Here is a 12,725-nt window from a genome sequence, read left to right on the forward strand (position 1 = left end):
CTGGGAGCCGCGCCGGTCCCGCCGCCTCAGTCGAGGCGGCGGTGGTCCTCCTCGTCCCACTTGCGGGTGTCCCGCGGCTGCACGTAGGGCTCCTGTCCGGCCGGATGGCCGCCGGCGACGGCCCGCTGGCGGTGCATTTCGGCGTCGAGCTCCAGACCGAGCAGGATCGCCAGGTTGGTGATCCACAGCCACACCAGAAAAATGATCACGCCGGCGAAGGTGCCGTAGGTCTTGTTGTAGGAGGCGAAGCTCGCCACGTACAGGGCGAACCCGGCCGAGGCGATCATCCAGATCACCAGTGCCAGGAAACTGCCCGGCGTGATCCAGCGGAAGCCACGCACCCGGGCGTTCGGCGTCGCCCAGTACAGGATCGCGATCATGACCGTGACCAGGAGGATCAGCACCGGCCACTTCGCGATCGACCACACCGTCAAGAACGTGTCGCCGACCCCGAGCGCGGTGCCCACCTGGCGGGCCAGGCCGCCGGTGAACACCACGATCACCGCACTGATCACCGCGAGGACCATCAGGACCACCGTCACGCCGACGCGCACCGGCAGTACCTTCCACACCGGGCGGCCCTCCGGGATGTCGTAGACGGCGTTCGCGCTGCGGATGAACGCCGCGACATAGCCCGACGCCGACCACACCGCGAGCACCAGACCCACGATTGCCATGACCGAACCGATCCCGGCGTTGCCCTGCACCTGCCTGACCGCGTTGCTGAGGACGTCTCGCGCCGCCCCTGGGGCGAGCTTCTGGATGTTGTCCAGAACCTGCTGCGTCGCCGACTGCCCGACGATTCCCAGCAGTGAGATCAGCGCCAACAGTGCCGGGAACAGCGCCAGGATCCCGTAGTAGGTCAGGGCCGCCGCCCGGTCGGTCAGCTCATCCTTCTTGAACTCCTTCACGGTGCCTTTCAGCACCGCCCCCCAGGAGTGCTTGGGCAGATCCGTCGGAGTATCCGGCGCCTGCCGCTCCACCTGCGCATCCGGCCCGGCCTCAGGCACCCGCCCGGTCCCGGCCTCCTCGCCGGTCACCTCGTGCCCGCCGTGCCTTCCATGCCGTTTCACAGTCCGCACCATGGCGTACGGGTAGCCGGTGTCCGCATGACCCACACGCGCATTCACAACAAAACGCAAGATTTTCGTGTGTTCTGTCGCAAACGCCGTGACGGCGGTCGTGACCGCCCACCGGCATCAGCCGACGCCAGGTGGTGGGTGCGGCACTCCTAGGAAGATCCCGACCTTCTCCCGTCCTCGAAAACACGGCAAGTTCGCAGGTGAACGAACCGTCGACGGGGCTTGAGCCCTGACCGGACCAGGAGGACGCCGTGACACGGACAACGTCTCAGACCACTCAGACCACAGACCAGGGCGACCGCAAAGTTGTACTCGTCACGGGTGCCACGAGCGGCATAGGCGAAGGCATCGTCAGGCGGCTCGCCGCCGAAGGGCACCACCTCGTTGCCGGTGGGCGTCGGGAGGATCGGCTGACCGACCTGGCCAAGAGCATCCGAGCTGACGGCGGCAGCATCGACGTACGCCGTCTCGACGTCACCGACCGGGCCGACGTGGCCAGGTTCGTCGACGAGACGGTTGCCGCTCAGGGGCACATCGACGTGATCGTCAACAACGCCGGTGTGATGCCGTTGTCGCGTCTCGACTCGCTGCTGGTGGACGAGTGGGATCGGATGATCGACGTCAACGTCAAGGGTCTGCTGCACGGCATCGCCGCGGCCATGCCGCACTTCCAGCGCCAGAACAGCGGGCACTTCATCACCATCGCGTCGATCGGTGCCTACTCCGTGGTCCCCACGGCCGCGGTGTACTGCGCGACGAAGTACGCGGCCTGGGCGATCACCGAGGGCCTGCGGCAGGAGGCCGAGCCGTTCATCCGGGTCACGACCGTCTCACCGGGCGTCGTCGAGACCGAACTGGCCGACACCATCACCGAACCAGGAGCCGCGGCGGCGATGAAGGCCTACCGCTCGGCTGCGATCCCGCCCGATGCCATTGCCCGTGCGATCTCCTACGCGATCAGCCAGCCCGCCGATGTCGACGTCAACGAGATGGTCATCCGGCCCGCGCGGCAACGGCCGTAGCGGCGCGGCCGTCGGCGGCGCTGCGGACCGGTTGGCTTTTCGCGGACGGCGTGAACTACCGCCCAGCGACGCGCCTTTCAGCCCGCTCTCTGGGTGACAGGGGGGCGCTGTGCGGAGACCGCGCGTTCGTCGGGCGTGCGGCGAATCGGGCCCTGGTCCGGTCCACATTGGACCAAGACCCCGGTTCTTCGCCCGTGTTCTATCTGCAAGGGCCCGGCGGCATCGGCGAGTCCACGCTGCTGAGGCGGTTCCTCTGGAGGCGCGGGAGGCTGGGCTGGTCGTCGAGGCGGAAGGACGGCCGGACGGGGTCCGCGACGCTGGAGGACTTCGAGAAGGCTGCAAGTAAGGTGCCGTGACTCCCGCTGGGCGCGGTAGTCGCCGGACGTACGGCCCCCGACCCGCGCTGGGTCGCGGACCCGGGACGGGTTGGACTGCTGCGCGTGGTGCCGCTGCGGAATCTGGCCCAGGACGACGCCACGACGTTCCTGTACGCACCGGGAGCCCCGGCCGGGGCCACACCAGGCGTGCTGTCATTCACGGGCGGCAATCCGCTGGCCCTGCCCCTGGCGGTGGCGATCGCCGACCGACAGGACGCGAACGGGACACTCCGGGGGTCCGACTGGCCGCCCGGCCTGGACATGACCGCGACGCTGCTGCCGCAACTCGTGGGTGATCCTCCGAGTCCTGCTCCGATGATCGCCAGGATGGGCATGGGCCTCCAGGGAGGGGCCGTTCGTGTCAGACGGTGGTGCGCTCGTCGGGGAAGTCGGCGCTGAGGGTGACGTCGCGCCAGGCGGTGAAGTTGGTCCGGAGGGTTTCGAGCCGGGCCAGGGCCACGTCGAGGGCGACCTTGCCCAACAGCAGGCGCAGCGGCGGGTTGTCGGACCGCACCGCTTCGATGATGGCTGCGGCGGCGCGGTCCGGGTCGCCGGGCTGGTGGCCGTAGGTGTCCAGGGTGCTCCTGCGGCGGGCGCCGGCGGTGTCCGCGTAGTCGTCGATCCGTGTGGCCGACTGGCGCATGGAGGGGCCGGACCAGTTGGTGCGGAAGGCTCCGGGCTCGACGATCGTCACGTTGATGCCCAGCGGTGACACCTCGGCCGCGAGCGACTCGGAGAGGCCTTCGACGGCGAATTTGGTGGCGTGGTAGTAGCCCGTGGCGCCGAAGGCGGCCAGGCCGCCGAGTGAGGAGACGTTGACGATGTGTCCGTGGCGGCGGGCGCGCATGCCCGGCAGGACACCGCGCGTGACGTCCACGAGACCGAAGACGTTGGTGTCGAACAGGGCGCGGATCTCGTTGTCCTCGCCCTCCTCGAGAGCGGCGAGGTAGCCGTAGCCCGCGTTGTTGACGAGTGCGTCTATGTGGCCGAAGGTCTCCTGCGCGGCCGCGACGGCCTGGTCGATCTGTTGGGCGTCGGTGACATCGAGGGCGAGGCCCAGCGCTTGGTCCTCGTGGCGGGCGACGATGTCCGCTATGGACCGCGGGTCGCGGGCGGTGACCACCGCTCGCCAGCCCCGCTCGAGGACCGCCTCTGCCAGGGAGCGGCCGAGTCCGGTCGAGCAGCCGGTGATGAACCAGACGGGCGTAGCATCTGCAGACATGGGGGATATGTTCCTTCGTGACGTGCGTGGTTGAGTGAGGCACCGCGGCGTACGGGCGCGGCGAACTCCAAGGAATGGCGGTCGTGGTGAGGCCGGTCAGTCCGTGGTGACGTCCTGTTGCGCGGAATCCGCAGCCCGCGCCGTCTCCGTCGCGGTGAGACTGCCGAGCAGCGACAGCGCGTGGGCGGATGGGCCGGCGGGCTCGGCCTGGTAGACGACCAGTTGCTGCCCCGGCGCGCTGTTGATGGTCAACGACTCGTAGGTCAGGGTGAGTTCGCCAACTACCGGATGCCGGAAGCGTTTCGTCTCGTGCCTCTTCTGGCGGATGTCATGGCGCGCCCACAATCTGCGGAACTCTTCGCTCTTGAGCGACAGTTCGCCCACCAGCTCGATCAACTGCGGGTCGTCGTAGTCGGTTCCCGCCGCCTCGCGCAGACCGCCGACCGTGTTCGCGGCGACGCGGTCCCAGTCCGGGTAGAAGTCCCGGGCGTCGGGGTCGAGGAAGACGAGCCGCATCAGGTCGCCGCTGTAGGTGTGTCCCGCGAACAGGGCGCCGCCCAGGGCGTTGTGGGCCAGTACGTCCATACAACGCCCCAGGATCACGGCAGGTGTGTCGGTCCAGCCGTTCATCATCTGCAGCAGAGAGGGACTGACCCGCTGGCGCCGGGTGCTCCTGCGGGAGCGTCCCGGCACGGGCCGGGCCAGCTGGTGCAGATGGGCGATCGCTTCGTCGTCCAGCATCAGCGTGCGGGCCAGCGCGTCGACCACCTGCACCGACGGGTTCCTCTCGCGCCCCTGCTCCAGGCGCACGTAGTAGTCGGTGCTCAGCCCGGACAGCATGGCCACTTCCTCCCGGCGCAGGCCCGCCACACGGCGGTGGCCGGAAACGGGCACGCCCTGGTCCTCGGGCCGCACAAGGCCGCGTCGAGCTCGCAGAAACTGCCCCAGGAGGTTGTCGCTGTCCATGCCATCGACGGTAGCCCCGCCGTACGTCCGAAGCAGCAGCGCAAGGTGGCCGCGATACTCCTAGGCTCCTCGGACTCAGGCTTGCGGGCGTCCGAGTTCGTGCGCGCGGGGAGTTGTGTCCTGGGCGCCGATGGCGGACAGAAGCTTCTCGTCCACCGAGTGCAGGCCGAAGACGTCGTAGACCGTCTCGATGAACAGCGGGTCCGTCGACAGCTCGAAGGTGTCCGCCCGATGCGCCTTGAGCGGGAACTGCCGCCAGCTCCGGCCCACGGTGAACTGCGACAGGCCACTGTGCTCGGCCATGGCGACCTGGTCCGCACCGACGCACTGCCGCAGTCATGAGCAGTGCCCGACCGCCTCCTGCGGACCGTGCCCGACCGCGGCCGCAACCGACTGCTGAGAGGCCTGCCCCGCCCACCCCGAGGACGTTCCGGGCCTTGGGTGAACCGAGCGCCGGGCGATCACACGTCCGAGCAGGCGAAACCACGGGAAAGAGCCCGGCCCCGGGGGTGCCGGTTGGACTCGCCAGGCTCGGGCACTCGGGGCACCGCCGACGGGCAACCCGCTCCGGACAGTCCCTTGGAGGTATCCGTGGCCGTTCGCCACCGTCTGATCAAAGTCAGCCCGAGCGCTGTGTGGGCCGTCCTCGCCGACGGCCACCGGTACGCGGAGTGGGTGGTGGGAACCTCCCATTCCGAGCCGGTTCGCGGGCAGTGGCCGCACCGGGACGCGGCGATCCGCTTCCAGGTCCCGCTCGGCCCGCTCAAGCTGGTCAACGAGACAGTCGTACGCCGCTGCGAGGAAGGCGTGGACCTGGAACTGGAGGCCCACGCCGGACCGCTGGGCACCGCACGCATCGCGATCGAACTACGGCCGTGGGGCGAGCACTGCCTGGTGATCGTGGACGAGCACCCCCTCCAGGGCGCGGGCGGCCGGCTGCACAACGTCGGCTTCGAAGCGCTGATCCAGATGCGCCACCGCACCATGCTGGCCCGCCTCGCCCGGCTGTGCGAGAACGAGGTGCGAGAAGCCCGGGAGGCTCCGCGACAGGCGTCGGTGCAGGGTGTGGCGGGAGCCGGGCATGCCTGACGCCGTGGTGATCGGAGCGGGCCCCAACGGCCTGGTCGCCGCCAACCTGCTCGCGGACGCCGGATGGAGCGTCGAGGTGCTGGAGGAGCAGCCGGAGCCGGGCGGCGCCGTCCGCCACGACCGAGGCGTCGATCCCGCCTACGTCAGCGACATCTTCAGCGCCTTCTACCCGCTCGCGGCCGCCTCGCCGATCCTGACCGCACTGCGCCTGGACCGGTACGGGCTGCGCTGGAGTCACGCGCCCAGCGTGCTCGCCCACCCGCTCACCGACGGCAGCTGCGCCCTCCTGGACCGTGACATCGACACCACCGCCGCGTCCCTCGACGCCTTCGCACCGGGCGACGGGGCCGCCTGGCGGCGACTGCACGACGTCTGGGAATCTCTGCGCCCCGACATCCTGGACGCCCTGTTCACGCCCTTCCCGCCCGTGCGCGCGACGGCACGGCTGGCCCGGCGGCTGCGGGTCGCGGGCGGACTGCGCCTGGCACGCACCCTGGTCCTGCCGGTGCGCCGCATGGGCGAGGAGGAGTTCCGCGGGCAGGGCGGCCGGCTGCTGCTGGCCGGCAACGCCCTGCACGCCGATCTCGCCCCTGAGTCGGCCGGCAGCGGCGGCTTCGGCTGGCTGATGGGCATGCTGGGACAGACGTACGGCTTTCCTGTCCCGGTCGGCGGTTCCGGCGCCCTGATCGAGGCGCTCGCGCGCCGCCTGGAGGATCGGGGCGGGCGGATCCGCTGCGGGCAGCGCGTCGAGCGGATCGTCGTGCGCGGCGGGCGGGCCGTCGGCGTACGGACTGCGACCGGTGATGGGGTGGTGGCTCGCCGGGCGGTGCTGGCGGACGTGTCGGTGCCCGCCCTGTACGGCGATCTCCTCGACCCCGAGCACCTGCCCGCGCAGCTTCAGGAGGACCTGCGCCGCTTCCAGTGGGACTTCGCCACGTTCAAGGTGGACTGGGCGCTGGACGGCCCGGTGCCCTGGCAGGCCGAGCAGGCGTCCCGGGCGGGCACCGTGCACCTCGCCGACGGCGTGGACGAGCTCACTCGTTTCGCCGCGCAGATCGCCATGCGGGAGGTACCGGACCGGCCCTTCCTGCTGTTCGGCCAGATGACCACCGCGGATGCCACCCGTTCCCCGCGGGGCACCGAATCGGCGTGGGCCTACACCCACCTCCCCCACGAGATCCGCGCCGACGCCGGCGACGAGGGCATCACCGGCCGTTGGGACACCAAGGACCAGGAACTCATGGCCGACCGGGTCGAACGCCAGGTGGAACGCTTCGCGCCCGGCTTCCGCTCCCTTGTCCGCGCCCGCCGCATCCTGGCGCCCCCGACCCTGGAGTCCCTCGACGCCAATCTGCACGGCGGCGCCATCAACGGAGGCACGACCGCGATCCACCAGCAGCTCGTCTTCCGCCCCGCCCCCGGCACCGGGCGCCCCGAGACCGCCGTCCCCGGCCTCTTCCTCGCCTCCGCGGGGGCCCACCCGGGCGGCGGCGTCCACGGCGCACCGGGCGCCAACGCCGCCCGGGCCGCACTGAACCGCCACCGGCCACCCGGTCTGGCCCGCGCCCAACGCCTGCTGACCCGCCGCGACCGCACCGGAGCCCGCCGCTGACGCCCAGGAGAACCCGTGAACCACGACCAGGAAGCCCCCGACAGCCCCGACAGCCCGGACGGCCCCGACCGCGACCACCGGCGGCCGCCCGGGGTCGACGACAAGACCGTCGAGGCCCTCGGCGCGCTGTCCAAGGCCCTGGAGACGACCGAGCGGGCCAGAGGCAGTCTGTACGCCTTCCACCAGCTGACCGGTGGCGCCGACCTGGAGCTGGACCGTGCCGTCCGGCTGCTGCGCGAAGCCGGCCACCCCGAATGGGCCGAGAAGGTCCGCGCGGAAATCCTGGGACGCAATGTCATCCCCGGGCACTGGACCTTCCAGATCGTCGAGGCCTACAACGCCACCTACTACCGCCCCTTCCAGCAGCTGGAGTCGAGCGCGGTGGCGGAGCTCGCGCAGGGCCGCGACCACCTGTACGAGGCCGAGATGAAGGAAGAGCGCCGCACCCCCGGCCACCCCGACCACGCCGCGTGCCCACCGGGCCCGCAGTCCTGAGGTGCATCCGAACACCCCGTTGGCACGGAAGTGTCGGCAGAGGCACAGTCCGACGGAAAGGAAGGTCAGCCCGTGAGCAGTCCGCTCGCCGGCCGGACGGTCGCCGTCACCGGAGCAGCCCGTGGTCTGGGCGCGGCCATGGCCCGCGAGATCGCCCGCCGCGGCGCGAGGGTCGCGCTGCTCGGTCACGAGAAGGCCGCCCTGGACACGGTGGCCGCGTCCCTGCCGGGCCCGGCGCTGGCCATCGAGGTCGACGTCACCGACCCGGCCGCGCTCGACGCGGCGGCCGCCGCCGTGCGAGCTCATCTCGGCCCGCCCTCGGCCGTCGTGGCGAACGCGGGCATCGCGGAAGGAGGCCCGTTCCTGGCCTCGGATCCGGCTGCCTGGAGCCGCGTCATCGACGTCAACCTCACCGGCAGCGCCCACACAGCCCGGGCCTTCCTGCCGGACCTCCTCGACACGGCCGGCTACTTCCTCCAGATCGCCTCGCTGGCATCGCTGGGAGCCGCTCCGCTGATGAGCGCCTACTGCGCATCCAAAGCGGGGGTCGAAGCCTTCGCGCACTCCCTGCGGGCGGAGGTGGCGCACCGGGGCGTCGCCGTGGGCATCGGCTACCTCAACTGGACCGACACCGACATGATCCGCGACGCCGACCGGTATGCGGTGCTGCGCGAACTGCGCACCCACATGCCCCCGCCGGCCCGCCGCGTCCACCCGGTGGAAACGATTGCAGCACGCCTGGTGACAGGTCTGGAGCGGCGCCGTACGACCGTGTACGCGCCGGCCTGGCTGCGGCTGGCCCAACCGGTGCGCGCGGCCCTGCCACCCCTGGTGCTGCGGGTGTCACGCCGCGCGCTGCCCCGTCTGGAGGCCGAGGAGCCCGTCCAATACACCGGCCCCCTCGGCGCAGGAGGCCTCGCCGACCGCGCGGCCCGCGCGCCGGACACGAAGTGAGCAGGTGAGCCATGCAGACCTTCCTGCCCCACCCCGACTTCCGGGAGACGGCCCTGGTGCTGGACCGGCGCAGGCTGGGCAAACAGCGGGTCGAGGCCCTGCAGGTGCTGCGCGGCCTGACCGTCCCCGGATACGGCTGGCGCAGACACCCGGCCGTACGGATGTGGACGGGGTACGAGGAGGCACTCGTACGGTACGGCCTGGAGATCTGCCGGGTCTGGCGCGCGCAGGGACACCAGGACAGCTGTGCCGCCTCGCTCGTCGCCGGCCTGGCCGCACACCGGCCCGGCGCCGCGGTGCGCGAGCAGTCGCAACTGGCCGCCGTCCGCGAACTGCCGCCCTGGCTCGGCGACGAAGCCTTCCACGAAAGCCACCGCTCGGCACTAATCCGCAAGGAACCGGAGGTGTACGCCGCTCTGTTCCCCGACACACCAGCTGACCTGCCCTATGTGTGGCCGGCATCGGACCGTGAGCCGCAGCAGGCACCCGTCGGCGGCCGGTAACCCCATGCACGGGCCCGCGCACACTGGAAAGCAGCAGAAGAGGGGAGGCCGACCATGCTGACGACAGTCCGTGAACAGTTGGGCCAGGCCCTGTTCCGCCGCGTCGCGGGCCCCGACGGACCGGCCAACCGCGCCCGCATCCATGACACCCCGGGCCCACGCTGGTTCGCACCCGACCACCCGATCCGCACCGTCCACGGCGACGCCTCCATGTTCATCGGCGGCCTCAGCGCACTTCTCCTGCAGTCCCTGCACCCCCTCGCCATGGCGGCGGTGGCCGGGCACTCCGGCTACCGCGGCGACCCATGGGGCCGCCTCCAGCGCACCAGCACCTTCCTGGCCGTGACGACCTACGGCACCGCGCAAGATGCCCAGCGGGCCGTCGACCACGTCCGCGGCATCCACGACCGCATCCGCGGGACGACCACCGACGGAACGCCGTACCACGCGGCCGACCCGCACCTGCTCGCCTGGGTTCACGCCGCCGAGACGGACAGCTTCCTGCGCGCCCACCAACGGTATGGAGCCCACCCGCTGGACCCTGCCGGCTACGACGCCTACGTCGCTGACACCGCACGGGTCGCCGAAGCACTGGGCGTCATCGCGCCACCCCGAGACCGCCGCGAACTGTCGGAGCGCCTGGCCGCCTACCTCCCCGAACTGCACGCCACCCCGCAAGCCCGAGCCGCCGCCCGTTTCCTCCTCCTCCGGCCCCCACTACCCCTGGTGGTGCGCCCGTTCTACGGCGGCCTCGCCGCCAGCGCCGTAGCTCTCCTGCCTTCCTGGGCCCGCGACATGCTGTGGCTGCCACGCCTGCCCTTGCTGGACGACCTCGCCGTGCGTCCCACCGGCCAGGCCCTGACCCGGACCATCCGCTGGGCCATGACCCCACGAGAGGCCCGCGGCTAGGGTCGGCTGGGACGTGTACCGAAGGGGTTCGGGTTCGCACCGGCATCCCCTGGCGGACCTGCCAGCTGAGTTCCGACCGTGGGGCCGGACGTACGACCTGTGCAGGCTCGGGCCGACGCGAACGAGGTGATCACCTGGGACATCAGCGTCGGTTGCACGGTGTACCGGGCCCACCAGCACGCCGCCGGGGCGAGGGAAAGGGGGAACTGCAGACGGAGCCGCCCGGCAGCGTCGCCGTCGAGCCGGATGACCACGGCCTCGGACACTCGCGCGGTGGCCTGACCACCAAGCTGCACCTGACCGTCGAACGAGGCCGAAAGCCCATGTCCATCGTGATCACGGCCGGACAGCGCGCGGATTCCCCGCAGTTCGACTCGGCCCTGGGGGCCGTAGCCACGAGGTACGAGAAACTCGCGGTCCGCGACGACGCCCCTGTCCTCGCCGCCGTCAACGAGTGGTGCTGACGTACTGGTCCGACGACAACTCGAACACCCGCACCCGCCGGCCCCCGGTGGGATTGACCGTCTCACGAACCGGATGCATCCCCAATTTGGTCATGATTCGTTCGGAGGCCTCATTGCCGACTTGAGTGATGCTGACGATCCGCTCCAGCCCTCGCTCCTCGAACCCGAACCGGACAGCAGCCGCAGCGGCCTCGGTGGCCAAGCCCTGCCCCCAATGGGAACGCCCCAGCCGCCAGCCGACCTCAACCGCCGGCAGTACCTCCGGCAAGAAGTTGGGCACCGACAGGCCGGTGAACCCGGCAAGCTGGCCAGTGGACCGGATCTCCACGGCGAACAGGCCGAAGCCCTGCGACTCCCACTCGCTCTCCCATGCCCGGACCCGGACGCGAGTCTGCTGTTCGTCAAGGACGCTGCCGTCACGGATCCACCGCATGACGGCGGGGTCGGCGTTGACGGCAGCCATGGGCGCAACGTCTTCCTCGCGCCAGCGACGCAGGATCAATCGGGGAGTCTCAAGCGTGACCATCCAATCATTCTGGATCACTCATGAGCTCTCCAGGGCTAGATGGGGCGCCTGCCTGCCGTGGCCGTCAGTCGTCCCCGGCCGGTCCGCCGTCCGGGTCCGCAGTACCCGGTCCTGACGGGTGGGTTCCGGGCCTCGGTGGCGTCAGATGCAGGCTCTTGGGCAGGGCCCGCTGTCGGCTGGAGCGTGACCGGGGGCGGGCAAGTGTGTCGGAGCCTTCCTGGGCCTGGGCCAGGTGGAGCAGGTGGGCCCGTTCGACCTCGTCCAACTGGAGTGCGCGGGCGATCGATTCGAGCACGGCGGGGGAGACGCCGGTGAGGTTGCCGCGCTCCAGGGGCAGACGCCCCTTCGCCGCCGCGGTCTGAACGACCCGGCGAACCCATGCGCTCACAGCACTAGCCAGCCGAACTGACCAAGGTCTCGAAACCTGAGCTATCGCAGTAGGACACTGCACGACCCTCAGCCCCGATGTCGCCGCCGACCGCGTTGACGGTGTCATCGAGGATGTCGGTGCCACCGTGTTCCAGGCCTGCCCGGTCAAGCCTTTTCGAGGCCTCGATGACCGCATGCCCTGCCGATTCGGTGTTATCGAACTCGGGCGACTGGACACTCTGTCCGTCACCGGCATCGGCGTCTGGCTCGCCGGTTGTTGTGGCGTGCGCCGCGTCCTGCCAGGACCCCAGCTTGGTGCAGTAATCCCGTTGCCGCTCCTTGGCCTGCGCTGGATCGTCCGACGAACAACTGCTCATCAGGACAGCGGCAACGACAACGGCCGCTGCTCGCCTGACTGCTCGTGTAATCCCACCGCTGTGCTGCAAGGACATGCCCTCCCCGAAGCTTCCGCCACAGAGTATGGATCACGAAGGTGTCGCCTTGCGCAGATCTCCGCGCATCATCAGCAACGGATCGGCGAGGAGCTGAGCACACGACCACCCCGGCGAGGCAAGGTGCCTGGGCACCGAGGCGGTTCTCCACAGGACCTCGCCCTCCTCGATGACCTCACCCTCTGGCAGAACATGTTCATCGGCCGGCAAGCCCGCCGCCGAGCGGCCCCGCTGACCCTGCCGGCCAAGTGGGAGACGGCAGGGCGCGCCGACAAGCCGACAAGAGGGCCAGCCGACTCAGTGGCAGCGTTCCCAACGCGAGGCGCGCGGTGCGCTCGATATCCGGTGGCCATGGCCCGGGCCCTCGCGCGGGGCTCCGGAACTCGTCAGCACGGAGGTCGGGGAGGTCATCCTCGGCCTGCGTACCGAGCAGCGCTCCCACTGCCAATCAGCCACCGCTTCGACCGAGGAACTCGCCCCCCTGGTCATCGGCGTCAAGCGCGCCGAGCGGTGACCGACGGGCCAGCCGATACCCGTACGCACGCAAGGAGTTCTGTGAGCATCCTGCCTCCCACCCCCACCAAGCCCGTGGTGGTCCTGCGCCCCGCCCCACAGTGCACGGACCGTATCTTCACCTCCGCCGCCCTGGAGATGCTGTGTTCCTGTACGCGAGGTTGCGGTCG

Annotated in this window: 14 protein-coding genes and 1 pseudogene; 8 read left to right on the plus strand and 7 right to left on the minus strand. The window is 70.6% G+C overall.

The genetic code is table 11. The features are described from left to right. Nucleotides 1-26 precede the first annotated feature (26 nt). Entirely contained in the window at nucleotides 27-1,085 is a 1,059-nt protein-coding gene (locus OG381_RS44875) for a YihY/virulence factor BrkB family protein (protein ID WP_327722719.1), read from the minus strand. 248 nt (nucleotides 1,086-1,333) lie between these two features. Here OG381_RS44875 and OG381_RS44880 point away from each other — a divergent pair, with 248 nt between their 5' ends. Then, nucleotides 1,334-2,104, plus strand: a complete 771-nt coding sequence (locus OG381_RS44880; protein ID WP_327721761.1) for an SDR family oxidoreductase — start codon at nucleotides 1,334-1,336, stop codon at nucleotides 2,102-2,104. A 738-nt stretch (nucleotides 2,105-2,842) separates the two neighbouring features. On the opposite strand, the gene OG381_RS44885 is transcribed toward OG381_RS44880, so the two are convergent. The 3 genes from OG381_RS44885 to OG381_RS44895 all read right to left on the minus strand — a co-directional run bounded on the left by OG381_RS44885 (nucleotide 2,843) and on the right by OG381_RS44895 (nucleotide 4,972). Then, complete coding sequence (locus OG381_RS44885) at nucleotides 2,843-3,703, minus strand: oxidoreductase (RefSeq protein WP_327721762.1); 861 nt, start codon at nucleotides 3,701-3,703, stop codon at nucleotides 2,843-2,845. A gap of 96 nt (nucleotides 3,704-3,799) precedes the next feature. Continuing rightward, nucleotides 3,800-4,669 (minus strand): helix-turn-helix transcriptional regulator, encoded by an 870-nt coding sequence (locus OG381_RS44890; protein ID WP_327721763.1) that lies wholly within the window; start codon nucleotides 4,667-4,669, stop codon nucleotides 3,800-3,802. 75 nt (nucleotides 4,670-4,744) lie between these two features. Next, nucleotides 4,745-4,972, minus strand: a complete 228-nt coding sequence (locus OG381_RS44895; protein WP_327721764.1) for a hypothetical protein — start codon at nucleotides 4,970-4,972, stop codon at nucleotides 4,745-4,747. Between the two features lie 288 nt (nucleotides 4,973-5,260). On the opposite strand from OG381_RS44895, the gene OG381_RS44900 reads away from it, so the two are divergent. The 7 genes from OG381_RS44900 to OG381_RS49745 all read left to right on the plus strand — a co-directional run bounded on the left by OG381_RS44900 (nucleotide 5,261) and on the right by OG381_RS49745 (nucleotide 10,695). After that, on the plus strand, nucleotides 5,261-5,758 hold the full coding sequence (locus OG381_RS44900) for an SRPBCC family protein (RefSeq protein WP_327721765.1): 498 nt from the start codon (nucleotides 5,261-5,263) through the stop codon (nucleotides 5,756-5,758). Then, nucleotides 5,751-7,370 (plus strand): phytoene desaturase family protein, encoded by a 1,620-nt coding sequence (locus OG381_RS44905; RefSeq protein WP_327721766.1) that lies wholly within the window; start codon nucleotides 5,751-5,753, stop codon nucleotides 7,368-7,370. The genes OG381_RS44900 and OG381_RS44905 overlap by 8 nt, the downstream gene beginning before the upstream one ends. 15 nt (nucleotides 7,371-7,385) lie before the next feature. Next, nucleotides 7,386-7,865: a hypothetical protein gene (locus OG381_RS44910; RefSeq protein WP_327721767.1), complete on the plus strand. Its 480-nt coding sequence runs from the start codon at nucleotides 7,386-7,388 to the stop codon at nucleotides 7,863-7,865. A 72-nt stretch (nucleotides 7,866-7,937) separates the two neighbouring features. Further along, on the plus strand, nucleotides 7,938-8,819 hold the full coding sequence (locus tag OG381_RS44915; RefSeq protein ID WP_327721768.1) for an SDR family oxidoreductase: 882 nt from the start codon (nucleotides 7,938-7,940) through the stop codon (nucleotides 8,817-8,819). A gap of 11 nt (nucleotides 8,820-8,830) precedes the next feature. Continuing rightward, entirely contained in the window at nucleotides 8,831-9,322 is a 492-nt protein-coding gene (locus OG381_RS44920) for an MSMEG_6728 family protein (RefSeq protein ID WP_327721769.1), read from the plus strand. A gap of 54 nt (nucleotides 9,323-9,376) precedes the next feature. Next, nucleotides 9,377-10,231: an oxygenase MpaB family protein gene (locus tag OG381_RS44925; protein WP_327721770.1), complete on the plus strand. Its 855-nt coding sequence runs from the start codon at nucleotides 9,377-9,379 to the stop codon at nucleotides 10,229-10,231. A gap of 323 nt (nucleotides 10,232-10,554) precedes the next feature. Further along, nucleotides 10,555-10,695 (plus strand): hypothetical protein, encoded by a 141-nt coding sequence (locus OG381_RS49745; protein WP_443061991.1) that lies wholly within the window; start codon nucleotides 10,555-10,557, stop codon nucleotides 10,693-10,695. Here OG381_RS49745 and OG381_RS44935 read toward each other — a convergent pair. The 3 genes and pseudogenes from OG381_RS44935 to OG381_RS44945 all read right to left on the minus strand — a co-directional run bounded on the left by OG381_RS44935 (nucleotide 10,679) and on the right by OG381_RS44945 (nucleotide 12,042). After that, nucleotides 10,679-11,221: a GNAT family N-acetyltransferase gene (locus OG381_RS44935; protein ID WP_327721771.1), complete on the minus strand. Its 543-nt coding sequence runs from the start codon at nucleotides 11,219-11,221 to the stop codon at nucleotides 10,679-10,681. The genes OG381_RS49745 and OG381_RS44935 overlap by 17 nt on opposite strands. Nucleotides 11,222-11,360: 139 nt before the next feature. Continuing rightward, nucleotides 11,361-11,552 (minus strand): annotated as a pseudogene (locus OG381_RS44940) (transcriptional regulator); the annotation flags it as partial. A 61-nt stretch (nucleotides 11,553-11,613) separates the two neighbouring features. Next, nucleotides 11,614-12,042 carry a hypothetical protein gene (locus OG381_RS44945; RefSeq protein WP_327721772.1) on the minus strand — a complete coding sequence of 143 codons (429 nt, stop codon included), beginning with the start codon at nucleotides 12,040-12,042 and terminating at the stop codon, nucleotides 11,614-11,616. Nucleotides 12,043-12,725: the final 683 nt, after the last annotated feature.

The organism is Streptomyces sp. NBC_00490 (assembly GCF_036013645.1).
GTDB classification, from domain to species: Bacteria; Actinomycetota; Actinomycetes; order Streptomycetales; family Streptomycetaceae; genus Streptomyces; species Streptomyces canus_F.